General features: G+C 38.4%; 14 protein-coding genes and 1 tRNA gene. 6 read left to right on the top strand and 9 right to left on the bottom strand.

The window, feature by feature from the left end; translation table 11 throughout:
* Positions 1-16: 16 nt before the first annotated feature.
* The 3 genes from ACZ1JT_RS06980 to ACZ1JT_RS06970 all read right to left on the bottom strand — a co-directional run bounded on the left by ACZ1JT_RS06980 (position 17) and on the right by ACZ1JT_RS06970 (position 7,318).
* Positions 17-940: a PorP/SprF family type IX secretion system membrane protein gene (locus tag ACZ1JT_RS06980; RefSeq protein WP_465092942.1), complete on the bottom strand. Its 924-nt coding sequence runs from the start codon at positions 938-940 to the stop codon at positions 17-19.
* A gap of 67 nt (positions 941-1,007) precedes the next feature.
* Positions 1,008-7,004 carry a T9SS type B sorting domain-containing protein gene (locus ACZ1JT_RS06975; protein WP_465093123.1) on the bottom strand — a complete coding sequence of 1,999 codons (5,997 nt, stop codon included), beginning with the start codon at positions 7,002-7,004 and terminating at the stop codon, positions 1,008-1,010.
* Between the two features lie 11 nt (positions 7,005-7,015).
* Positions 7,016-7,318 carry a hypothetical protein gene (locus ACZ1JT_RS06970; RefSeq protein ID WP_465093122.1) on the bottom strand — a complete coding sequence of 101 codons (303 nt, stop codon included), beginning with the start codon at positions 7,316-7,318 and terminating at the stop codon, positions 7,016-7,018.
* 234 nt (positions 7,319-7,552) lie between these two features.
* Between ACZ1JT_RS06970 and ACZ1JT_RS06965 the strand changes: the two genes are divergently transcribed.
* On the top strand, positions 7,553-8,311 hold the full coding sequence (locus ACZ1JT_RS06965) for a UDP-2,3-diacylglucosamine diphosphatase (protein WP_465093121.1): 759 nt from the start codon (positions 7,553-7,555) through the stop codon (positions 8,309-8,311).
* Here ACZ1JT_RS06965 and ACZ1JT_RS06960 read toward each other — a convergent pair.
* The 3 genes from ACZ1JT_RS06960 to ACZ1JT_RS06950 all read right to left on the bottom strand — a co-directional run bounded on the left by ACZ1JT_RS06960 (position 8,302) and on the right by ACZ1JT_RS06950 (position 11,160).
* On the bottom strand, positions 8,302-8,760 hold the full coding sequence (locus ACZ1JT_RS06960; RefSeq protein WP_465093120.1) for a hypothetical protein: 459 nt from the start codon (positions 8,758-8,760) through the stop codon (positions 8,302-8,304). The genes ACZ1JT_RS06965 and ACZ1JT_RS06960 overlap by 10 nt on opposite strands.
* Before the next feature lie 158 nt (positions 8,761-8,918).
* Positions 8,919-10,229, bottom strand: coding sequence for an HTTM domain-containing protein (locus tag ACZ1JT_RS06955; protein WP_465093119.1), 1,311 nt, complete (start codon positions 10,227-10,229; stop codon positions 8,919-8,921).
* The gene (locus ACZ1JT_RS06950; RefSeq protein WP_465093118.1) at positions 10,216-11,160 is read right to left on the bottom strand and encodes a bifunctional riboflavin kinase/FAD synthetase; all 945 of its coding nucleotides are present in this window, start codon (positions 11,158-11,160) and stop codon (positions 10,216-10,218) included. The genes ACZ1JT_RS06955 and ACZ1JT_RS06950 overlap by 14 nt, the downstream gene beginning before the upstream one ends.
* Before the next feature lie 169 nt (positions 11,161-11,329).
* On the opposite strand from ACZ1JT_RS06950, the gene ACZ1JT_RS06945 reads away from it, so the two are divergent.
* The 3 genes from ACZ1JT_RS06945 (at position 11,330) to ACZ1JT_RS06935 (ending at position 20,400) form a co-directional block, all read left to right on the top strand.
* The gene (locus tag ACZ1JT_RS06945; RefSeq protein WP_465093117.1) at positions 11,330-14,107 is read left to right on the top strand and encodes a zinc-dependent metalloprotease; all 2,778 of its coding nucleotides are present in this window, start codon (positions 11,330-11,332) and stop codon (positions 14,105-14,107) included.
* 107 nt (positions 14,108-14,214) lie between these two features.
* A complete protein-coding gene (locus tag ACZ1JT_RS06940; RefSeq protein ID WP_465093116.1) occupies positions 14,215-17,499 on the top strand; it encodes a zinc-dependent metalloprotease in 3,285 nt (1,094 codons plus the stop codon).
* A gap of 126 nt (positions 17,500-17,625) precedes the next feature.
* Positions 17,626-20,400 carry a zinc-dependent metalloprotease gene (locus ACZ1JT_RS06935; RefSeq protein ID WP_465093115.1) on the top strand — a complete coding sequence of 925 codons (2,775 nt, stop codon included), beginning with the start codon at positions 17,626-17,628 and terminating at the stop codon, positions 20,398-20,400.
* 48 nt (positions 20,401-20,448) lie between these two features.
* Here ACZ1JT_RS06935 and pth read toward each other — a convergent pair whose 3' ends face one another.
* The 3 genes from pth to ACZ1JT_RS06920 all read right to left on the bottom strand — a co-directional run bounded on the left by pth (position 20,449) and on the right by ACZ1JT_RS06920 (position 22,960).
* On the bottom strand, positions 20,449-21,063 hold the full coding sequence (pth, locus tag ACZ1JT_RS06930) for an aminoacyl-tRNA hydrolase (protein ID WP_465095279.1): 615 nt from the start codon (positions 21,061-21,063) through the stop codon (positions 20,449-20,451).
* 318 nt (positions 21,064-21,381) lie between these two features.
* Positions 21,382-21,990, bottom strand: coding sequence for a 50S ribosomal protein L25/general stress protein Ctc (locus ACZ1JT_RS06925; protein ID WP_465093114.1), 609 nt, complete (start codon positions 21,988-21,990; stop codon positions 21,382-21,384).
* Between the two features lie 28 nt (positions 21,991-22,018).
* Positions 22,019-22,960, bottom strand: coding sequence for a ribose-phosphate pyrophosphokinase (locus ACZ1JT_RS06920; RefSeq protein WP_465093113.1), 942 nt, complete (start codon positions 22,958-22,960; stop codon positions 22,019-22,021).
* A gap of 262 nt (positions 22,961-23,222) precedes the next feature.
* Between ACZ1JT_RS06920 and ACZ1JT_RS06915 the strand changes: the two genes are divergently transcribed.
* Together ACZ1JT_RS06915 and ACZ1JT_RS06910 are read left to right on the top strand one after the other, a co-directional pair.
* Positions 23,223-23,302 (top strand) — tRNA-Leu (locus tag ACZ1JT_RS06915).
* Between the two features lie 790 nt (positions 23,303-24,092).
* Entirely contained in the window at positions 24,093-25,682 is a 1,590-nt protein-coding gene (locus ACZ1JT_RS06910) for a T9SS type A sorting domain-containing protein (protein ID WP_465093112.1), read from the top strand.

The raw sequence follows: 25,682 nt of genomic DNA, 5'->3' as shown, positions 1-25,682 counted from the left end.
TCGTTTCGCTGTTAGGTTAGAAAAATCGTGGTGAGGTAGATACTTTCTTGTAGAAGTTAACATCCCACAACAACATAAACTCGTGTGAGGCCTTGGTTTTTGCCGATAAATCCGATACGATATAGTCGTAGGCGTACCCGATGCGAAGCTCCGGAGTAATCGAAAAGTTAACCATCGCTCCAAAGGAATCTTCCAAACGGTACGTTAATCCCAATTCAAGTTTGTTGTACAACAACGTGTTTAACGAAGCGTCTAATGAGGTCGGTGCATTGAAAGCCGATTTAAGCATCGCAAAAGGCTTTAATTTTACGTTCTCGTTAATATCGAAAACATATCCTCCCGTTAAGAAATAATGCGATACTTCCGAACCGAACTGCCTCCCGTTATAATCCAAATGTTTCGACTTCAATAAATTCGGAACCGAAAATCCAACATAGTATTTATTGGTGTAGTAAAACAATCCCGATCCTATGTTTAAAAACGTTCTGCTGCTGTTTTGAGAAAAGGCAGGGTCATTCAAATCCGGAACGTGGCCGTTACCAATATCGTCATACAAACCTACCTTGTGGAACGTAGCGCCCCCTTTCATACCAAAGGCCAACTTGTGGTCGCCTCCCAATTTCAACGTGTACGAGAAATCAGCATATGCATTGTTCTCCTCAACAGGGCCAATCTTATCCGATATTACAGATAGACCCAATCCCACATTCTTCCCAACAGGACTGTGACCGAAAAATGTTGCCGTGGTAGGCGCATCCTCTATCTCAACCCATTGCTTTCTATATAACAAACCAAGAGATAAACTCTCTTTTGAACCCGCATAAGCCGGATTCATAACACTCATATTATACATATACTGCGTGTAGTGCGGGTCCTGTTGTGAATAGCCCTCTGACAATCCCAAAACACCCAGCAAAACACCTAAATATAGTTTCTTCATTACTTGTATTGTTTAGCTTTTAGTAATACCACTCCCTCCCTTGAAAAGGAGTGGCATCCCTCTTTTTTTATCTCTCTTTGTTTATATATACCCAACCTGTCTTGATTTGTCCGTCTCCTGTCTCAACAACATAGTAATATGTACCGTCTGGTAACTCATGACCAGCATTAGACTGACCATGCCATTGCTTAGTATAGCCCGAACCAAAACTGTAAACCTCCATACCGTAACGGTTAAATATTTTTACGGAGTGAACATTCAAGCCTTCTAGATCCCAAGAATCATTCATACCATCTCCATTTGGTGAAATACCTTTAGGAATATCGCAAAATACTGTAGAAATAGTATCTGAAAATGTAGAAATACATCCATTACCATTATCTACTTCCAAAGTATAAGCTCCCGCTACATCAACAATAACGGAACTAGAAGATCCAACACTAAAACCTGATTCATCAAACCATTCATACGAATAAGATGAATTAATTGGACTAGCCGTCAAAGTATAAGCGCCATTTATACAACCTCCTACGAAAGAAACAGTTACTGGTGAATACATACCTTCAATAGAAAACATAGTACTCATTCCTGATGTACAACTACCATTATCAGCCGAAACGGTATAGTTAGTCCCTACAACCATCCCAGAAACTTCACCAGTTGATAAAACAGTTGGTCCTATAGGGTTAAAGTTATAAGTAAGAGTAGTATCATAATTTGTAATAGTACTCAATCCATCGACTAAACAACCTGCTGGATCAGTCATAATTATTGGAACTGAAGGCTCTAAATTAACTGTAATAGTTCCTATTGTTACTGCAGGTGGACATCCGCCGGTAGTAGTTACCGTATAGTTGAAGGTTCCACTTGCTGTTGGTGTACCACTAATGGTTACCGTATTGGCTGCCCATGAGCCCGTTACGCCTGCCGGTAAGCCCGAGAACGTTGCTCCTGTAGCGCCCGTAGTAGCCAACGTGATTGGCGTGATAGCCGTGTTGATACAAACCGTTTGGCTTGTACCCGCTGCTATCGTGTTTTGTGGTGTAACCGTAATATTGAAAGTACTACTTCCTGCTGCACCACAAGCTGATGCAGGATAAGTATAGGTAACCGTATAAGTTCCCGGTGTACTGGTACTTGGTGTTATTTCTCCTGTTGTTGAATTCAATGTTAATCCTACTGTAGAGGTATACGTTCCTCCAGTAGTAAACCCTGGAACCGGAACAGGCATCTGATTCGTAGCATCATAACACACAGGTGTTGTATAACTGAATCCGGTTATCGGAACAATTAAGGAATTAACCGTAATGGTTCCCGTGGTAGTAGCCGGTGGACATCCGCCGGTAGTCGTTACCGTATAGTTGAAGGTTCCACTTGCTGTTGGTGTACCACTAATGGTTACCGTATTGGCTGCCCATGATCCCGTTACGCCTGCCGGTAAGCCCGAGAACGTTGCGCCAGTAGCGCCAGTAGTAGCCAACGTGATTGGTGTGATAGCCGTGTTGATACAAACCGTTTGGCTTGTTCCTGCTGCTATCGTGTTTTGTGGGGTAATAGTAATATTGAAAGTACTACTTCCTGCTGCACCACAAGATGATGCAGGATAAGTATAGGTAACCGTATAAGTTCCCGGTGTACTTGAACTAGGTGTTATTTCTCCTGTTGTTCCATTCAATGTTAATCCTACTGTAGAGGTATACGTTCCTCCAGTAGTAAACCCTGGAACCGGAACAGGCATCTGATTCGTAGCATCATAACACACAGGTGTTGTATAACTGAATCCGGTTATCGGAACAATTAAGGAATTAACCGTAATGGTTCCCGTGGTAGTAGCCGGTGGACATCCGCCGGTAGTAGTTACCGTATAGTTGAAGGTTCCACTTGCTGTTGGTGTACCACTAATGGTTACCGTATTGGCTGCCCATGAGCCCGTTACGCCTGCCGGTAAGCCCGAGAACGTTGCTCCTGTAGCGCCCGTAGTAGCCAACGTGATTGGCGTGATAGCCGTGTTGATACAAACCGTTTGGCTTGTACCCGCTGCTATCGTGTTTTGTGGTGTAACCGTAATATTGAAAGTACTACTACCTAAAGCACCACATGCCGATGCAGGATAAGTGTAAGTAACCGTATAAGTTCCCGGTGTACTTGAACTAGGTGTGATTTCTCCAGTTGCTGCATTCAATGTTAATCCTACTGTAGAAGTATATGTTCCTCCGGTAGTAAACCCTCCAACTGGTACTGGCATTTGATTCGCTGAATCATAACACACCGGTGTTGTATAACTAAATCCGGTTACCGGTACAATCATAGAATTTACCGTAATAGTACCCGTTGTAGTTGCCGGTGGACATCCGCCGGTAGTTGTTACCGTATAGTTGAACGTTCCGCTTGCTGTTGGGGTACCACTAATGGTTACCGTATTGGCTGCCCATGTACCCGTTACTCCTGCTGGTAAGCCCGTTACCGTAGCTCCTGTTGCGCCCGTTGTAGCCAACGTGATTGGCGTGATAGCCGTATTGACACAAACCGTTTGGCTTGTTCCCGCTGCTATCGTGTTTTGTGGTGTAACCGTAATGGTTCCCGTGGTAGTAGCCGGTGGACATCCGCCGGTAGTCGTTACCGTATAGTTGAACGTTCCGCTTGCTGTTGGTGTACCACTGATAGTTACCGTATTGGCTGCCCATGATCCCGTTACTCCTGCCGGTAAGCCGGAGAACGTTGCTCCTGTTGCGCCAGTTGTAGCCAATGTGATTGGTGTTATAGCCGTGTTGATACAAACCGTTTGGCTTGTTCCTGCTGCTATCGTGTTTTGTGGTGTAACCGTAATGGTTCCCGTTGTAGTAGCCGGTGGACATCCTCCGGTAGTCGTTACCGTATAGTTGAAGGTTCCACTTGCTGTTGGTGTACCACTGATGGTTACCGTATTGGCTGCCCATGACCCTGTTACTCCTGCCGGTAAGCCCGAGAACGTTGCTCCAGTAGCTCCTGTGGTAGCCAAAGTGATTGGGGTAATAGCCGTGTTGATACAAACCGTTTGGCTTGTACCTGCTGCTATCGTGTTTTGTGGGGTAATAGTAATATTGAAAGTACTACTACCTAAAGCACCACATGCCGATGCAGGATAAGTGTAAGTAACCGTATAAGTTCCCGGTGTACTTGAACTAGGTGTTATTTCTCCTGTTGTTCCATTCAATGTTAATCCTACTGTAGAGGTATACGTTCCTCCAGTAGTAAACCCAGGAACCGGAACAGGCATTTGATTTGCAGCATCATAACATACTGGTGTGGTATAACTGAATCCTGTTACCGGTACAATCATGGAATTAACCGTAATAGTTCCTGTGGTAGTAGCCGGTGGACATCCGCCGGTAGTCGTTACCGTATAGTTAAAGGTTCCACTTGCTGTTGGTGTACCACTGATGGTTACCGTATTGGCTGCCCATGATCCTGTTACACCTGCCGGTAAGCCGGAGAACGTTGCTCCGGTTGCGCCAGTTGTAGCCAAAGTGATTGGGGTAATAGCCGTGTTGATACAAACCGTTTGGCTTGTACCTGCTGCTATCGTGTTTTGTGGAGTAACCGTAATGGTTCCTGTTATTGTAGCCGGTGGACATCCGCCGGTAGTCGTTACCGTATAGTTGAACGTTCCACTTGCTGTTGGTGTACCACTGATGGTTACCGTATTGGCTGCCCATGACCCTGTTACTCCTGCCGGTAAGCCCGAGAACGTTGCTCCTGTTGCACCCGTTGTAGCCAAGGTGATTGGCGTGATAGCCGTGTTGATACAAACCGTTTGGCTTGTTCCTGCTGCTATCGTGTTTTGTGGTGTAACCGTAATGGTTCCCGTTGTAGTAGCCGGTGGACATCCTCCGGTAGTCGTTACCGTATAGTTGAAGGTTCCACTTGCTGTTGGTGTACCACTGATGGTTACCGTATTGGCTGCCCATGACCCTGTTACTCCTGCCGGTAAGCCCGAGAACGTTGCTCCTGTTGCACCCGTTGTAGCCAATGTGATTGGCGTGATAGCCGTGTTGATACAAACCGTTTGGCTTGTGCCTGCTGCTATCGTGTTTTGTGGAGTAACCGTAATGGTTCCCGTTGTAGTTGCCGGTGGACATCCGCCGGTAGTCGTTACCGTATAGTTGAATGTGCCTGATGCTGTTGGTGTACCACTGATGGTTACCGTATTGGCTGCCCATGATCCCGTTACGCCTGCCGGTAAGCCGGAGAACGTTGCTCCGGTTGCACCCGTTGTAGCCAAAGTGATTGAGGTAATAGCCGTATTGATACAAACCGTTTGGCTTGTTCCTGCTGCTATCGTGTTTTGTGGAGTAACCGTAATGGTTCCCGTGGTTGTGGCCGGTGGACATCCGCCGGTAGTCGTTACCGTATAGTTGAATGTTCCACTAGCTGTCGGTGTACCACTAATGGTTACCGTATTGGCTGCCCATGATCCCGTTACGCCTGCCGGTAAGCCCGAGAACGTTGCTCCGGTTGCACCCGTTGTAGCCAAAGTGATTGGGGTAATAACCGTATTGATACAAACCGTTTGGCCTGTTCCTGCTGCTATCGTGTTTTGTGGAGTAACCGTAATGGTTCCCGTTGTTACTGCAGGTGGACATCCGCCGGTAGTCGTTACTGTATAGTTGAAGGTTCCACTTGCTGTTGGTGTACCGCTAATGGTTACCGTATTGGCTGCCCATGATCCCGTTACGCCTGCCGGTAAGCCCGAGAACGTTGCTCCGGTTGCACCCGTTGTAGCCAACGTGATATTGGTCATTGGAGTATTAATACAAACTGTACGATTAGAACCAGCCGTAATTGTATTTAGCGGATTAACCGTTACTGTAACAGTTGATGATGCTGTACATGTTGCAGTAGTTCCAGTTACCGTATAGGTTGTTGTTACTGCTGGAGAAGCAGTAACACTAGCACCTGTAGTAGAAGAAAGACCTGTAGCCGGCGACCATGTATATGTTATCCCAGCACAACTTCCCGAACAACTTGCATTAAGGACTGTAGATCCAGAAGGACAAATTGTAGGAGTAACTGCAGATGCAGTTACTGTAGGAGGCGTAACACAAGTACTTGCTGATGCTGAAACTTGAATATTATAGGTACATGATGTTCCTGCATATCCATCCAAGACAATTAAATAACACTGATTAGGATTGGCAGTAAACGTATAATTGTAATTTGTTGTTGCTCCTGGATTTTGACAGACCAGCGATGTAGCTGTTCCGGCAGTAATATCGGCACAGTTGGTTGTATCATCATAAATTGACAACTGTAAACCCTGCGTACTATTACAAACCTGATTATTGACATTTAAAAATGCTGTTTGTCCAGGTGTCCAAGTTGAAGGAGCACACCATTGGTACCAAACGTTATTTTCAACACTACCAGAAGCAGGGTTCTGACATACTGAAGGACCATCTGCAGTACTATCAGCATTTGTTGATGTATAGGTTACATTATTAGCCAAAACAAAAGCACCAGAACAATTGTTATTTGATGGTACATGAGGCACCGTACTTGTAATACAAGTCGCCACTCCATTTGCAGTTGGATAACCAGAATAAGCTGCTGCAGATTGAGACACCATAATATAATATGTTTGTCCTGCAGTTAAACCTGTAACATTCAAAGTACCATTTAAGGCAATACTAGCGCCACATGCTATTTGAGTTAAAGAACTACAAGTTCCAGAAAAAACAACATAATCACGTGTTTCAGCTGTTGCAGCACCAGGCCCAGTATAATCGGTAAGATTTGTAATTGTAAAAGACGTTGTTGTTGCCGTTACAGAAAGCCATTCAACTGGCTGAGTAGTTTCGTTATCTGTGGTACAGGCGGGATTAATTGTAGAAGTTCCCGCTAAAGTAACCAAGGATCCAGCAGCATTCTCCGATTGATAATGCCCAGAATACTGCATTCCGCTTGTATTCCCACAACTTGTGTACGGATACAACTGTAAAGCATTACATGGAGTACTACCCGCTTGTCCAAAAGCAGACTGAAAACCAACAACGCTAAACAAAACAAAAAGTAGTTTTTTTATCATATTAAAACGAGTTAATTAATGAAATTTTCCAAAACCACATACTCCTGTTGTTTGGATCTGTTCGTTTTTTTTAATTCATTCTTAGAAAAAACACGGATCCTGGTTTGGTCATTAATTACCAAGTAAGCATCTTGATCTTCTTTTCTAATAGTTTCGATTTTTTCGAGAATTTCATTGGTAACAGCGATGGGTTGTGTTGCTGTTTTTAGAAATTCAATCTGATAGGTTCCCTCTTTTCGATCAGCAAATTTTGCTTTCTCTTGTGAATACATAAAGAGCGGAAAAAAGAACACGAAGTAAAATAGTCGCCTCATTTTTATAACAATTATGTTGTTTTTGTGTATTTTGTCGATGATTTGTGTTTTTTATCGACAAAAGCAGTACTAATTTACAATATTTTAACAATTAAAAATTTTTTTTGATACTTTTTTTACAAAAAAAGAAATAATTTAAAATTTAGAATTGTATTTCATAGGAAAATAATAATTGAATAATTCGAAAAAAGCATTAAAAAAAGACACATTTTTTTATCTTTGACCTATATCATTATGAAACTGCAACAATCCAAAAAAATATATTTCGCATCCGACCAACACTTTGGCGCACCAACAGCCAAGGATAGCTTTCCGCGCGAGCAAAAATTTGTAGCATGGCTAGAAGAAATTAAAGCCGATGCTGAAGTCCTTTTTTTGCTAGGGGATTTGTTTGATTTTTGGTTCGAATACAAAACAGTTGTACCCAAAGGTTTTGTACGCGTGTTAGGAAAACTTGCAGAACTACGAGACAATGGAATCCAAATTTATTTTTTCGTTGGAAACCACGATTTATGGATGTACGATTATTTCGAAAAAGAGCTTAACATCCCCATTTTTCACAAACCAAAAGAATTCACATTCAACAAAAAAGTTTTTTTAATTGGTCATGGTGATGGATTAGGCCCAGGAGATAAAGGCTACAAACGTATGAAACGCGTTTTTACCAATCCGGTTTCGAAATGGTTTTTCAGATGGCTTCATCCAGACATAGGGGTTCGGCTTGCGCAATACTTATCGGTAAAAAACAAATTGATTTCTGGAGCGGAAGATGTTAAGTATTTGGGTGAAGAAAACGAATGGCTTGTGCAATATTCCAAAAGAAAACTTGAAAAAAAACATTACGATTATTTTGTTTTTGGCCATAGACATCTTCCTCTTGAAATTCTCTTAAAAGACAATGCAAGTTACTTCAATCTTGGCGATTGGATTGGATATTTCACTTATGGTGTTTTCGATGGAAATACTTTCGAATTGAAAAAATATCATTCGTGAGTTAAATGTCCGTCACGATACGTTTTCCCTTTCCAATATTGCATCAACGTAAAAGCCCCGATAGCCGAAGAAGCCAAACCTTCAAAAAGCAAACCAGCGCAATACTGATATACTGAAGGACTTCCACCAAACAAAAAGGCTTCCGATAAGGTTTTCACATATATCTCACCACCTTTTAAATGAATGTAGACATTTAGAGCAATGATACTCAATATCACCCCAACAAAAGCGGTCATGGCACCCGAAGTTAAATTGAACAAATAATCGTTTTGTCCATCGTGAATATTTGCCTTAATTGTTCTATTAATACCATAGAGTACAATAAAAATATTAAGGATTCTAAGATAGAAGTGATGGGACAAGCCCAATACTTCCATTAAAAGGAAATAAATTCCAATACCAACAAAAATTATGGTTCCGTTTCTGAATTCTCTTGACTTAACAAACATAGTATTTCATATTTATAAGGTTAAACACTATTTTTTATGAAGTTTTCAATCGAATGACTTATTCGAAACAAACTTGATATTTATTTAACAAAAATATGAAATATTTATCGAAGCAAAATTTAAAGCGACTTAAATATAAGTTAAATCGACCAAACGCATTAATCTTCGTTATCGTATAGCAAAATCCAATCGGAATGCCCAAAGTAATTCCAATCCGCTGAAGCTAAATCAACTTTAGAATCAATAAGCCGTTTAGCAGGCTGATTATTTATAGAAACCATGCAATCTACATAAACGCGAACATCCTTTCCTTTTTTTAGATATTCCTTTTTGATTCGCTGAGCCATTTGCCAAATCATATCTGGTTTTGCAGCCATACCACGTTCTTGCCAACGCGTAAGCACACGTTTATGATCGTAAACAGATTTCTCTCCTGTTTTCTTATCAACAACAGAAAACACAATATGTCCCTCTCGTTTACGCAACATCATACGCCAACTTAAACGATGCCCTTCTTCCGTCCAAAGCACATCTCCTTTAATAAACCAATGCCGAACCGGAAGCGCTACTTGCAGTAAAAAATAAGGAATGAAGAAAAAATAGAGAATCTTTTTACCCAAATACTCATTATGCTTTGCGCTATCAGGAATAGGTTTCTCCTTAAAAAAAAGCTTTCGAATTAAATCGGGATTGTAAAAAAACAAAGCAAAGCTTAGAGCGAAGTATGGAAAAATACCAATTTTTAGAGTAACTGAATTAAAAACATGAAAAAGCAAAGATGCAATAACAGCAATGTTTCGAGTTCTCGACCAAAGCAAAGCCGGAACAATTAAGGCATCGAACAAAATACCTGCATAAGCAATAAATACATAAAACCATTTTTGCGCAAAAACAGCATCAATTGTTTCATTTCCGGTAAGATTAGAGAACAAAGCCTTTGTAAAAGTCCCATCTAACCAATCGGGATAAAATTTAGCTACAGCTGCAAAAAAATAGACAATTGCCATTTGCAACATCATCACCCACGAACACCAAACCGGCATGGTTAAACGTTGTTTCTCAGGATTTCTTTTTACATCTAATGAAGCATAAGCATCTGCAGGAAGAAACCACATAATGACAGCCACCAACAACAGCAAATAATAATGATTGTTGTATGCTGTTTTTTGCATAAAATAAGCACCACTCCACAACAATGTGAGCAATGCCAAACTCCATCTATAATACAACCCCAACATGACCATTACAGAAAGAATTCCCATGGCTATGAAATAAAACACCATGCCATAACCCGGCAATGGCTGAAGCCAATCCATACCAAGATAGGAAAATGTAAAATCGGGAAGTAAAAAATTATCTTTAACCCAACCGGTAAAATTCGCCCCAAAGGTTTCAACGGCGAACAAAAAACCAAAAAAGATTCTAAAAAGAATCAGCGGTGCATTATCAACCTGCTTAAAGGGATTCATGATTTTTGTTTTCGAAATAACGCAAAGCATCCTTTTTATCTTTGCCCAATTGCTGAATCAACAATTCAATTGATCCAAAATCAGCTTCATCACGCAAACGCTCATGAATTGATACTTGAATAGTTTTTCCGTAGATATCATTAGAGAAATCAAAAAAATGAACTTCAATCGTTTTATCCAAACCTTTTACCGTAGGGTTAAAACCGATATTCATCATTCCATGAACCAAACTCCCATTAATTACTGAAGAAACAACATAAGCGCCAATTTTAGGAATCAGTTTATAGTTTTCATCCAATTGAATATTAGCCGTTGGATATCCAATGGTTCGCCCGAGTTTTTTTCCTTCAACAACTTGACCAGAAAAAAAATAATCATAGCCTAAATATTGATTGGCCAAAGCAACATCTCCTTCAGTAAGTGCGTTACGAATTTTGGTTGAACTAACGGAAACTTCATCTATTTCTTTTGCTGAGATTTGTTCGACTTCAAAATTGTACTTCTCCCCAAATGCAATCAAATCGGAAATTGTAGCCGAACGGCCTTTACCAAAACGATGATCGTAGCCTATAATAATTTTAGCTATATTGAATTGTTTAACTAAAATTTCTCTAACAAATTCTTCGGCTGTTAATTGAGAAAAATGAGAATCAAATGGGTGTATGACTAAATTATCGATTCCAAATTTTTGAAGCAACACACTTTTTTCTCCAATAGTATTCAAGAGTTTAATATCAGAATCTTGCTGCAGCACCATACGAGGATGCGGAAAAAAAGTCAATACCAGACTTTCGCAATTTAGGTTTTCTGCCGACTTGGTTAACTTAGACAAAATTGACTGATGCCCTAAATGCACGCCATCAAAAGTTCCGAGTGTAACTACGGTTTTCGAATCTGAATGAAATTCCTGAATAGAAGAAAATGTTCTCAAATCAATTTGTTTGTACAAAGATACTTATTGTTAGCAAAAATCAAATTTTAATAACCGGCAAATAGACAATCTTAAAAACAACTTGACATGGCTTTTTCGTTAAATTATTATGAATTTTTAATTTTTTTTTTATATTTGAGCTTCTAATAATCAACTCAATAGACTAAAAATGAAAAAAACATTACTATTGACCTTAGCGACGGCTTTTGCAATATCGTCAGGATATGCGCAAAATGACAAGTTTTGGTCCGCCAATAAAGGCGACGTCGGTAAAATGTCGAAAGATAAAGCCGTTTCAAGACTTTCTTTCCCTAAAACATTTGACTTGTACAATTTAAATACAGATCAATTGCGTCAAACATTGTTCTCACTTCAGAACAAAAACAAACAAAAAGTGATTATCACCTTACCTAACACACAAGGTCAGTTAGAACAATTTGAAATGTATGAAGCTTCAAACTTTGATGATGCGCTTCAAGCAAGATTCCCAGAAATCAGAGCTTATTCTGGAAAGGGTATCACTGACAAGTATGCTACATTAAAATTAAGTATCTCCCCTCAAGGAATTCAAACTATGGTTTTCAGAACGGACAAAGAAAACGAATTCATTGAGCCATATTCACAAGACCACCGTGTATATGCGGTTTTCAAATCACAACGTGAAAAAGGAAAATTAGGTTGGACTTGTTCTGTAGATGACCAAAAATTAGCTACAGATATTTCTACTCAAGTTCCTACAACAACAAGATCAAGTGCAGGGCAATTAAAAACTATGCGTTTAGCACAATCATGTACTGCAGAATACGCTAATTATTTTGGAGCAACCAGTTCAGCTCAAGTAGGCTTGGTTCTTGCAGCATTCAACAATACACTTTCTCGTTGTAATGGAGTTTATGAAAAAGATTTAGGTTTACACTTAAATTTAATTAACGAATCAACAAATGTAATCTATTACAACCCTGCAACCGATCCATATTCTGCTTCTGGAACAGGTGCTGGTGGCGCTTGGAATGCTGAATTACAAAACACATTGAGTTCTAGTCTAACTGGTCCAGCTACTTCTTTAGCTGCCAACAATGCCGCATACGACATTGGTCACCTTTTTGGAGCTGATGGTGGTGGTGGTAATGCAGGATGTATTGGTTGTGTATGTGTAAACGATACAGCAAGTACTACTGATAAAAATAAAGGTAGTGGATTTACATCTCCTGCAGATGCAATACCGCAAGGAGACAACTTCGATATTGATTATGTAGTTCACGAAGTAGGTCATCAATTGGGAGCTAACCATACGTTCTCTATGAATAATGAAGGTTCTGGTGTAAATATGGAGGTAGGTTCTGGTGTAACTATTATGGGATATGCTGGTATTACTTCACAAGATATACAAGCACACTCAATTGATATTTATCACGCTGCAAGTATCAATCAAATACAAACAAATTTAGCTGGAAAAACATGTCCTGTTACAACAGCAATCACAGCAAACAACGCAACACCAGTTGCTAATGCAGGTGCCGATTACACTATTCCAAAAAGCACTCCTTTTATGTTAATTGGTTCTGCAACAGACGCCAATTCTGGAGACGCGCTAACATATTGCTGGGAGCAATACGACAATGATTCTGCTTCACAAACTGGAGCAGCATCTGCAGCATCAGCTACTAAAACAGTTGGACCAAACTGGAGATCATACAGCCCAACAGCATCACCAATAAGAGTTTGCCCAACAATGGCTACTGTATTAAACGGTCAAACCACAACACAAGGTGCAGAAATCGCAGTTGAGGCATTAAGTTCAGTTGCTAGAACATTAAATTTTAGATTGACTGTAAGAGATAATGTTCCTTACAGTGCTTCAGCACCGGTAAAAGTTGGACAAACCAACAAGGACGACATGATTGTAACTGTTGATGGAACCAAAGGACCTCTTACTGTAACATCTCAAGCAACTGCAGGTCAAACTTGGCTACGATACACAACACAAACAATTACTTGGACAGTAAACAATACGAATACTATTGCTGGAGGTGCCAATGTAGATATTTTACTATCAACCGATGGAGGGCAAACTTTCCCTACCGTATTAGCTTCAAACATACCAAACAACGGTTCTGCAAACATTACTGTTCCAAACGTTACTGCACAATACGCACGTGTAATGGTTAAAGCAAATGGAAACATTTTCTTTAATGTTAACACTAAAGACATAGCTATCGGTTATACGGTATCTTCTACCTGTAATACATACACAAACAATACGCCTTTAGTAGTTCCTGATGGTACAGGTGCAAACGTTCCTGGGGCAGTTGTTAGTAACACTATTAACGTGCCAGACACAGGAAACATTTCAGATGTAGACATCGCTTTAAATGTTAATCACACTTGGCCAAACGACTTAGTTATTGCTATCAACCACCCAGACGCTACTCAAGTTCCAGTTTGGAACAGAGCTTGTGCTGGAAATGACAACTTTAATGTAACTTTAAGTGACGGAGCCGCAGCATTTACATGTGTTGCTAATATGACCGGTACATTTGCTCCATCTAGTCCATTATCTGCATATAACGGAAAAGTAGCCAATGGAACTTGGACTTTATTAACTGCTGATTATTATAATGCTGATACAGGTCAAATTAATTCATGGGGAATTACTGTTTGTACTCAATCTTTCACGTTAGCGTCTCAAAGTTTTGGGCTTGACAACTTCTCAATTTATCCAAATCCAAACAATGGTAATTTCACAGTTCAGTTTGATTCAAATTCTGGAAATGAAATTAAAGTTGGCGTTCATGATATGAGAGGTCGTTTGGTTTTTGAAAAATCATACCAAAACAATGGAACTTTCAACCAAAACATTCAATTAAGCAATGTTCAAACAGGAATCTACATGGTTACTGTTCAAGATGGCGAAAGAAAAGAAGTTAAAAAGATTTCTATCAAATAATTAACGAATAATTTATTAAAAAGGAGGCGATTGCCTCCTTTTTTTATTTATAAACCTGAAAATCAAATCTTTTTATATATTTGCAGCACTAACTAATCTAACTAAAAATGAAAAAAACATTACAATTGTGTTTACTTTCGGTTATGATTTCTAGTTTTGGTTTTGCTCAAAGCAATTCCAACTGGACAAAAACAACCGATATTAACATCAAAAAAGTAAAACATGTTGAGAGACTTTCTTTTCCAAAAGATTTTCAACTATTTAGAACTAATGTAGCAGAATTAAAACAACAACTAACACATGCTCCTAATCGTTTAAATACTCAAAAAAGCAATGTTATCATCAGTCTTCCTAATGCAGAAGGTAACATGGAACGCTTTCAAATGTTTGAAGCCTCTAACTTTGCACCAGAATTACAATCTAGATATCCTGAAATCCGCTCTTATGTAGGAAAGGGAATTGACGATCCAACAGCCCAAGTACGAATAAGTATTGATCCAAGCGGGATTCAAACCATGGTTTTACGTGCTGACAAACCAGCTGAATTCATGGAACCTTATTCAGAAGATGGAAGTACATACGTAGTGTACAACTCTTCAAGAAATAAAGGAGAATTACCTTTTACCTGTTCCACAGAAGACAAAAAGATCATGAATACTCTTTTTGCAAAAACAAAAAACACTGAGAGATCAAACGCTGAAGAATTGTTGGATTTCAGATTAGCAATGTCTTGCAACGGAGAGTACACTCAATATTTTGGAGGAACAAAACCACAAGCACTAGCTGCTATTAACGCATCGATAAATCGCGTTAACATGGTTTTTGAAAAAGATTTTGCAATTCATATGACAATTATTGCAAATACAGATGTAGTAATATACACCAATCCTACTTCAGACCCATATACTACTATGGCAAACTGGAACAATCAACTTCAAACAACATTAACTAATAACATTGGTGAGTCAAATTACGATGTTGGACACATGTTTGGGGCATCTGGTGGCGGTGGTAATGCCGGCTGTATTGGTTGTGTTTGCGTTAACGGTCAAAAAGGAAGCGGAATCACTTCACCAGCAGATGGCATCCCGATGGGTGATAATTTCGACATTGATTATGTTGCACATGAATTGGGTCATCAATTTGGAGCGAACCACACATTCTCCATGAATAATGAAGGTAGTGGAGTGAATGTTGAACCAGGTTCTGGTTCAACGATTATGGGTTATGCTGGTATTACATCTCAAGACATACAAATGCACTCAGATCCATTTTTTCATTATGCTAGTATCTATCAAGTACAAAGCAACATGGAAGGAAAAACTTGTCCTACTAGAACACCACTAACTAATCATGCTCCAGTAGCTAATGCAGGCAGTGATTATACTATACCAAAAAGTACACCTTTCATTTTAACAGGCTCTGCAACTGATGCCGATGGCGACACTTTAACCTACATGTGGGAAGAAGTAGACAACGCTGGATCAACACAAACTAATGCTGCATCTGCAGCTAGTGCTACAAAAGCAACAGGTCCGAATTGGAGATCATTTATTGCGACTTCATCGCCAAGCCGATATATGCCAATTTTAACTCGTGTAATTGCAGGACAATTATTTACAGCCGGAACAGAAATTAATGTTGAGTATTTAAGTTCGGTTGCCAGAACTTTAAACTTCACCTTAACAGTACGTGATAACGCAGTATTTGGTCAACAAACTGATACTGACGCTATGGTTGTTACCGTTAATGCCACAGCTGGTCCTTTCCAAGTTACCGCACCAAACACTGCAATATCTTGGGCGGTTGGAACCAACCAAACCGTTACTTGGAATGTTGCTGGAACAACTGCAAACGGTGTAAATACTGCTTATGTTGACATTTACTTATCTACAGATGGAGGATATACCTACCCAATATTATTAGCTAGTAGAGTACCTAATGATGGAACCGAAACAATTACAGTTCCAAACAATGTAGGAACTACAAACAGAATTATGGTAAAAGGTAATAATCACATCTTTTACGACATTTCAAATGCAAACTTTTCAATTACAGCTCCTATAAGCACATTTGGTGTAAGCTTTAATGGTGTTACTGGCGAACAAAACAAGTCAACATGCCAAGGGACTGATATTTCTTATGCAATTCCTTACACTACCTATGGTGGATTTAGTGGTACAACTACTTTTACAGCTTCAGGGCTTCCATCAGGTGCAACAGCAACATTCTCACCAAGCTCAATTTCTGCTAATGGAACTGTAACAATGACCTTAAGTAATACAAATGGTTCTCCGGTTGGCTTTTACACAATCACTGTTACTGCAACTTCGGGCGCTACAAACAAAACAGTACCATTATACTTAGACTTAGTTAGTGGGAATTTTGGAACACAAAACTTAACTTCACCTGCAAATACAGCAACTGCACAAAGCACAACAACCATTTTAACATGGCCAGCAAATGCAGCTGCAACGCAATATGTAGTTCAAGTAGCTTCTGATGCCGCTTTTACAACATTCATAGCAAACACAACAGTTACAACCACGACATATAGTGTTGCTGGTCTTGCAGAAGGGACTACATATTATTGGAGAGTTATGCCAAAAAATGCAGGCTGTTCAGGAACCTATAGTACCACCTACTCTTTCCAAACTGGACAATCAAACTGTAGTTATGTGTATTCGAATAATACAGCGCTTAATGTTCCTGATGGAACAGGAGCAAACACTCCTGGTGCTGAAGTAACTAAAACAATAATTGTACCTCCAACTCTTACAGGAAGTTTGAACGATGTTAATGTTAATCTGTCGTTTAACCATGCATACATCGATGATTTAGTAGTGTGGATGACACACCCTGACGGAACAAGTGTTTCATTATGGAACAGAAACTGTGAAAACGAATTTAGCAGTGTGAATGTAACTTTTGATGATGGAAATCCATTTATTTCAGCTACTTCTTGTAGTGCATCAACAGGAACTTTCTCACCAGATTCACCGTTATCAGTTTTAAATGGTAAACCTGCAGCAGGAACTTGGGTACTTCACGCTAGAGATTATTGGAATGGAGATATTGGAACAATTAACAACTGGGGTATAACACTATGTGTTGCTGAAAACCTAAGCTCAAATACTTTTGGAATTAACGACTTAGTAGTTTATCCAAATCCTAATAACGGTTCATTCAACATTAAATTCGATTCAAATTCAGGATCAGATATTAATGTTGCAATTTACGACATGCGAGGAAGAACGGTTTTTGAAAACTCCTATAAAAACAATGGATTCTTTAACCAAAATATACAACTTACTAATGTTCAATCCGGAATATATTTAGTAAATATTAAGGATGGAGATCGTGTAGAAACCAAAAAAATTGCTATAAAATAAAGCGTATTTTTATTAATAATACAAAATTAAGGTGTCAATATTGACACCTTAATTATTTTAACTTGAAAAAATTTGGTTATCCGCAAAAATAACATAATTTTGACGCAAACTTAACGATAACTAAAAATGAAAAGAAATTTACTTTTAACAGTAGCTTCTGCTTTCATGATTTCTCAAGGTCATGCACAAACAGAAAAACTGTGGTCAAGCTCACAAGGAGTAGACAATGTAAAGCTTTCTAAAAATGTTGAAAGACAGGCATTTCCAGAAACTTTCAAATTGTTTAAACTTGATTTTGCACCACTACAACAGGTGTTAAGAAACTCACCTGACAGATTAACTTCAAGAACATCTGGAGTTATTATCTCACTTCCTAATGCTAATGGAACATTAGAGCGTTTTGAAATGTTTGAGGCTTCGAATTTTACACCAGAATTACAAGCTCAATTTCCTCAAATTCGTTCGTATGTAGGTGTTGGTATTGATGATAAATATGCACAAGTACGTTTGAGCCTTGACCCAAGAGGTATTCAAACTATGGTTTTCAGAGCTGATAAAGCTGCAGAATTCATGGAACCATACTCTCAAGACGGAAGATATTATGCGGTTTATACATCACAAAGACAAAAAGGAAAACTTCCTTTTACTTGTTCTACTGTAGACAAAAAAATTGTTACTGATTTAGGTTCACAAATACCTACAACGGGAAGATCAAGCGCAGGTCAATTAAAAACCATGCGTTTAGCATTATCTTGTACTGGTGAATATTCAAATTATTTTGGAGCTACTAGTTCTGCTCAAGTTTCAAACGTTTTAGCTGCTTTTAACGCAACTATGACACGTGTAAACGGAGTATTCGAAAAAGATTTTGCATTACACTTAAACATCATTAACGAATCTCAAAACGTAATTTACTACAACCCTGCAACTGACCCTTATTCTGCATCTGCAACAGGTGCTGGTGGAGCATGGAATGCTGAATTACAAAACACATTGAGTTCAAGTTTAACTGGAGCAGCAACTTCATTAGCTGCCAACAATGCTGCTTATGATATCGGCCATCTTTTTGGTGCTGATGGTGGAGGTGGTAACGCTGGTTGTATTGGTTGTGTTTGTGTAAATGACACTGCTAGTACCACTGATACAAACAAAGGAAGTGGATTTACATCTCCTGCTGACGCTATACCATCTGGAGATAATTTTGATATTGACTATGTTGCTCATGAAATGGGCCACCAATTAGGTGGAAACCACACATTTTCAATGAGTAATGAAGGTACCGGTGTTAACGTAGAGCCTGGTTCAGGTGTAACAATTATGGGTTACGCAGGTATTACAAGTTACGACGTTGCATCACACTCTATTGATATTTTTCATGCTGCTAGTATTGCTCAAGTTCAAACTAACTTAGCAGGAAAAACATGTCCAGTTACAACAACAATTACACATGGAACTCCGGTTGTAACAACAACAGCATCATATACAATTCCTAAAAGCACACCGTTTATGTTAACTGGTTCTGCAACAGATTCTGGTGGTGGAGCATTAACATATTGCTGGGAAGAGATGGATAACGCTTCGAGTTTACAAACTAATGCAAACAGTGGCGCAATGGCTACTAAAGCATCAGGACCTAACTGGAGATCGTATTCACCTACTACTAGCCCAACAAGATATTTCCCTCAAATGTCAACTGTAATGGCTGGACTTACTGCAACTGCAGGTAACGCAATTGATGTAGAAGCGTTAAGTTCTGTTGCTAGAACATTAAACTTCAGATTAACAGTAAGAGACAATGCTGCAGGTCAAGGACAAACAAACTTTGCAAACACAGCAGTTACTGTTGATGCAACAAGAGGTCCGTTAACTGTAACATCGCAAAATACAGATGGAATCACTTGGAATGCTGGTGAAACACAAACTATTACATGGGCTGTAAACGGAACTAATACAAGCACAGGTGGAGCTAACGTAGATATCTTATTGTCAACAGACAATGGAGCTACTTTCTCAACTGTATTAGTTGCTAACACCCCGAATGACGGATCTGAAAATATTACTGTACCAAGTACATTAGCACCATACTGTAGAGTTATGGTTAAAGCTTCTGGAAATATTTTCTTCAATGTTAACGTTAAAAACATTGCAATTGGATATGTTGTTACTACAACTACAACATGTACTGATTACACAAGAACATTCTCTCCAGCTGTAGCAATGGCTACTGGATGGACTGCATACAATTTACCATCAGCTGCAGGTATTACAGATAGCTACACTATTTCTGACGCTAACTTAACAATTGTTTCTACTGCTGCAAGAGCAAACCAAGTTTCATTTGGATTGGTTAAACCAGGTTCTGGTGTAGTTGATTATGTTGCTTTTGATGGGCCTTCTTCTGGATGTAATAATTCAACTGCAGGATTAAACGTAAAATTTGATGACCAAGGAGCTACTTTCAGTTGTGCGGGTGCAAACTCAGGTGCTGCATACAAGCCAGTTTCTTCTTTCTCTACTTTAAACGGAATGAACTCTGCTGGTGTATGGCGTTTGGCTGCAAAAAGTACAGTTACTACAAACACTATTTCTAGTGCAACATTAACACTTTGTCACACAGACACAACAATCACGCTTGCATCTGAAAGCTTTAACTTAGAGAACTTTTCAATTTACCCTAATCCAAACAAAGGTAACTTCACAGTTCAATTTACTTCAAACACTTCAAATGACATCAAAATTGGTGTACACGATTTAAGAGGTCGTTTAGTATTTGAAAACGAGTACCAAAACACTGGAACTTTCAACCAAAATGTAAAATTATCTAACGTACAGTCTGGTATTTATATCGTAACTGTTCAAGATGGTGAAAGAAAAGAGGTTAAGAAAATTGTTATCGAATAATTACATATCGATATAAAATAAAAAAAGAGGCGTTTTAAGCGCCTCTTTTTATTTTCCGTTATATTCACTCATTGTGTTGCCCAAACCTGCTAAAACAAAAGATTGTATTGCTTTTGCAGCCATTTCTAAACGCTCTGGCAACTTACTTTTTTCCTCATCGCTCCATTCCCCTAAAACATAATCAACTTGCTGTCCTTTTTTAAACTCATCACTAATACCAAAACGGAATCTAGGATACTCTGTTGTGTTTAAAATTTGCTGAATGCTTTTCAACCCGTTGTGGCCCCCGTCACTTCCTTTTGGTTTGATTCGAATAGTTCCAAACGGAAGATTTAAATCATCTGTAATAACCAAAACATTTTCTTTAGCTATTTTTTCTTTTTCCATCCAATAGTGTATAGCTTTCCCACTCAAATTCATATACGTATTGGGTTTTAAGAGAAACAAGGTTCTACCTTTCATTTTACATTCCGCCATTGCCCCTAGCTTAACCGTTTGAAAGTCTACGCTTTCTTGTTTTGCTAAAAAGTCCACCGCTTTGAATCCAATATTGTGACGCGTGTTAGCATATTCAGAACCTATATTACCAAGGCCGACAATTAAAAATTTTTTACTCACTTCGTTTCTATTTTTGTTATGCAATTCGAGAGTCTCCGATTTCATAGAATCGCTAGTCTCACTAGAACGTTTCTCATTATTGAAGATGTTATTAAACCATTTCATTTGGCAAAAGTAATGCAATTTGGGAATTTGAAAATTTGAAATTTGAAAATGTTTCCAAAAAGGCACTCTCGCCAATCCAATAGCCCCGATGGTAGCGACATCCTTTTTTAGAAACTGAAGTTCAGTAAAGCTTTTGAAAAAGATATAGCGGACAGCGGGAAATACTATTCCTGAAAAATCACAAACACTCGCTTCAAAAAAATGTCATAAAAAAAGTCCCGATAAAAACCGGGACTTTTGATATAATTGGGATAGAAATTATTTTTTCTTTCCTTTTGCACCTTTTTCTGCTTTTGCAGCCTCTTGAGCAGCTTTCATAGCAGCACGTGAAATTCTCACTTGACAAACCACAGTATTGTCTGGGTGTAACAATTTAAAATTGTTAGTAGCAATTTTAGTTACATACAATTTGTTACCCATTTCTAATTCAGAAATGTTAGCCTCAACAAAGTCAGGTAAGTTAGCTGGTAAAGCTCTTACTTTTAATTTACGTTGGTTTAAACGTAAAACACCTCCTAATAAAACCCCTGGAGAAGTTCCAGTTACTTTTACAGGCACTTCCATAGTGATTTCCTTTTTAGGATCTAATTGATAGAAGTCGATGTGTAAAATTTGGTCAGAAACTGGGTCCATTTGAATGTCTTGAAGAATAGCTTCAAACGATTTACCACCAGCCAAATCAAGTACAACTGTGTGTACGTTTGGAGTGTAAACTAAACTTTTAAACGCTTTTTCTTCAGCGATAAAATGTACTGGTTGATCTCCTCCGTATAACACGCAAGGTACCATTCCAGCATTACGTGCCGCTTTCGTTGCCGATTTGCCCACGCTTTCTCTTTCAGATCCTTTGATCGTAATTGATTTCATTTTGAAATATTTAAAAATTAATAAAATTCTACATTAAAAACTTCCCGCTAATGGAGTTGTTATTTTGCACCATATGCATCACTTCTGCAAATAAAGGTGCACAACTTACAACTTTAATCTTCGGACTTTGTTTTTTTAACGGAATCGAATCGGTTACGATTAATTCCAAAATTTTGGAGTTCTCAATTTTTTCATAAGCCCCTCCTGATAAAATAGCGTGTGTACAAATCGCTCTAACGCTTAATGCCCCACGTTCCATCATCATATCTGCCGCTTTAGCCAATGTTCCTCCAGTATCGATCATGTCGTCTACCAAAATCACATTTCTTCCGCGAACATCACCAATCAACTCCATCGTATCAATTACATTGGCAGCTTTACGTTGCTTGTAACAAATAACCACATCCGATTCTAAAAATTTAGAATACGCATAGGCTCTCTTCGATCCACCCATATCTGGCGATGCAATGGTTAAATTTTCTAAATTCAACCCTCTTACATACGGCAAGAAAATAGTAGACGCGAACAAATGGTCTACCGGTTTTTCAAAGAATCCTTGAATTTGATCCGCATGTAAATCCATCGTCATAATTCGAGTAGCTCCAGCCGCTTCTAATAATTTAGCTACTAATTTAGCCCCTATCGGAACCCTCGGCTTGTCTTTTCTATCCTGACGTGCCCATCCAAAATAAGGAATAACCGCAGTGATATGACGTGCCGAAGCTCTTTTGGCTGCATCAATCATCAATAAAAGTTCCATTAAGTTGTCGGCGCTGGGAAAGGTAGAACATACCAAAAAAACGCGTAAACCACGAATGGATTCTTCAAAAGAAGGCTGAAACTCACCATCACTATATTTTGAGAACGTAACCTTACCAAGCTCTACACCGTAGTGTTCAGCAATTCTTTCGGCAAGATAGACACTCTGAGAACATGCAAAAATCTTTGCTTCCGGTTCAATGTGTGACATTTTATTTCGTTGTTTTTACTCCGCTTCGCTACATACAATTCGGCTAAATTTTCATCAAAAGCCCAATATAGGTAAACGCCTCGGGTGTAGTTAGTTAGTGTTGTGTTGTTTTAACGAGGTGCAAATTTAGAAATTAAATTCAACTCTGAAAGCAATTTTTTCTTTTATTTTTTTATTCTTTGAAGAATTTTTATTTACATTTGCAGCCACAAATTGAAACAATCAATTTCAGAGATGCTCACAAAAACATCTCAGCCCGCAAGCCGCGGTGGCGGAATTGGTAGACGCGCACGACTCAAACTCGTGTACTTAGGTGTGTGGGTTCGATTCCCACCCGCGGTACTTAAAAAGCATAACTACATGTAGTTATGCTTTTTTATTTCTAAATTTAGCCAACCATTAGCCGACAATTTAATTATTATTGTTATTTAGATAGCCCTGCAGTTAAAACAAGATTATAAAATTCTTCACTAGAAACAATATTGAATTTTACTCTTTACTTTGTAATTTCTCTTACTTTTTAATTGCAATTAATCAAATAAATTACAATCTACAACTCTTATATTTTTGATGAAATATCAATTTACTAACCATATTTATTATATCAAGTTAATTCCACTAAACTATGTTGATCATCTATTTTAGAATGATTAAAAAGTTTGCCAAATAAATTTATGGCTATTTTATTTAGCTTGAAACATATTCACATCTATTGCAACCTTTTAAAAAAAAAATTAAATGCGCTTTTTTCTATATTTTATAAAGGTTGCAAAATAAGTTGCACTTCAGAAAAAATGCTTATGTGTTAAAGAAAAGCCGTGCGTAACCTATTGCAATACATCAAACACCAATTTCACAGTACCTTTTTTCAATTCATTCACCAATATGTATTAACGAGTTATACTTAAATATCTTGAATATTTAAGGAATGTTCTTAATTTAATAAGTTAGATGAGATTTTAAAAATCACTAAAATTAGTGACCCAAATATCACTAAATTTAGTGATGTAATTATATCGGTTATTATGTTATTTTTGCTGCCGAAAAATAACCATTTGATAAAAGGATTCTTTTTTTTATCAAATGGTTGTCTTTTATTTTTGAGCCTTAAATTTCGAATTAACCTAGACATATGTATCATACTACACGTTTAACTATTAAAAAAAGTTTTTTAATGGTTTTTTTAATGGTTTTCACTTCCATGTTTTCTCAGGATATTCTTTGGGAAAAATCATACGGAGGCAAACACGCCGATTACTTATTTGATGTTCAACCCACTCCTGACTATGGTTTTATTATAGGCGGCAGCTCTGTATCAGGTAAAAATGGCAATAAAACAGAATCCAATCAAGGAAATCTAGATTATTGGATTTGGAAAATGGATGAAAAAGGTGGGCTTGATTGGCAAAAAAGTTTTGGCGGTCAAGGAATGGATTTTCTACAATGCATTTTATTAACTCAAGATGCCGGTTTTATTTTAGCAGGAACTTCAAATTCCGGAAAAGGAACACAAAAAAAGGAAGAGTCCAGAGGTCAAGATGACTTTTGGATTATTAAACTTGATGCCAAAGGTGGAGAAATGTGGCAAAAAACCATTGGAGGTAACGGCTCAGACAAATTGAGTTCCATAGTACAAACCCAAGATGGTGGTTATTTAGTGGGTGGTTCCTCAAGCTCAGACAAATCTGGAGAAAAAGAACAAGACGGACGCGGTAACTTAGATTACTGGATTGTTAAGTTAGACCAAAACGGTAAAATCGAATGGCAAAAAGTATATGGTGGAGCCCAAATGGACCTATTAAAACGCGCCATACAAACCAAAGACGGAGGCTACCTTTTAGGAGGTTATTCGACTTCTAGAGCATCTGGGGAAAAACAAGAAAACAATACAGGGCAAGGAGATTATTGGGTTATAAAAACAGATGAAAAGGGAGAAATTGAATGGCAAAGAACCCTTGGCGGAGACAAAGACGACCAACTAAGCGCCCTTATCCAAACCCAAGACGGCATGTATGTTCTGGGAGGCAACTCTAATTCGGGAGCTACAAACAGCAAAAGCAAAACCAGTAAAGGAACTGATTTTTGGGTACTCAAATTAGACCAGAAAGGTGAAATTATCTGGCAGGAAACATACAATTATGGTCAAGTAGACATCTTAACCTCCATTATTGAAAACAAAGACAAAACGATGCTTATTGCTGGATATGCCAAAAGTGAAGTTACTGGATCACTTAAAAAAGACAAAGAAGGCATAAACGATTACATCGCTTTAAAAATAAACGATAAAGGCGAAGAAATCTGGACACAAACTGTTGGAAGTAACGGTGAAGACTTACTAAAAAAACTTATTGAAACACGTGATGGCGGCTATTTATTAGCAGGAACCTCTAATGGAAAAATTTCTAGAGACAAAAATACCAATAAAGGAAGCAATGATTTTTGGGTAGTAAAACTTAAAGACAAAGACAAACCCGAAAAACCAAAAGCACCAATTGAAGCAGCACCAAATCCTACCGCTGCCTTTACCAATATAATTGTTGGGTTTGAGTACGATTTTGGAACCGCAACACTTTACGATTTATCGGGCAGACAATTACAACAGTTCGAAGTTAAAGACCGAATGATTCCTATGGATTTAAGCAACTATCCCGAAGGAATATACATCGTAGAAATTAGAACGAATACGCACACCAACTCTATTAAAGTTATTAAAAGAAAATAA

This window comes from Flavobacterium sp. IC2-16, from assembly GCF_055521455.1.
This window is presented reverse-complemented; position numbering and strand designations above follow the sequence as displayed.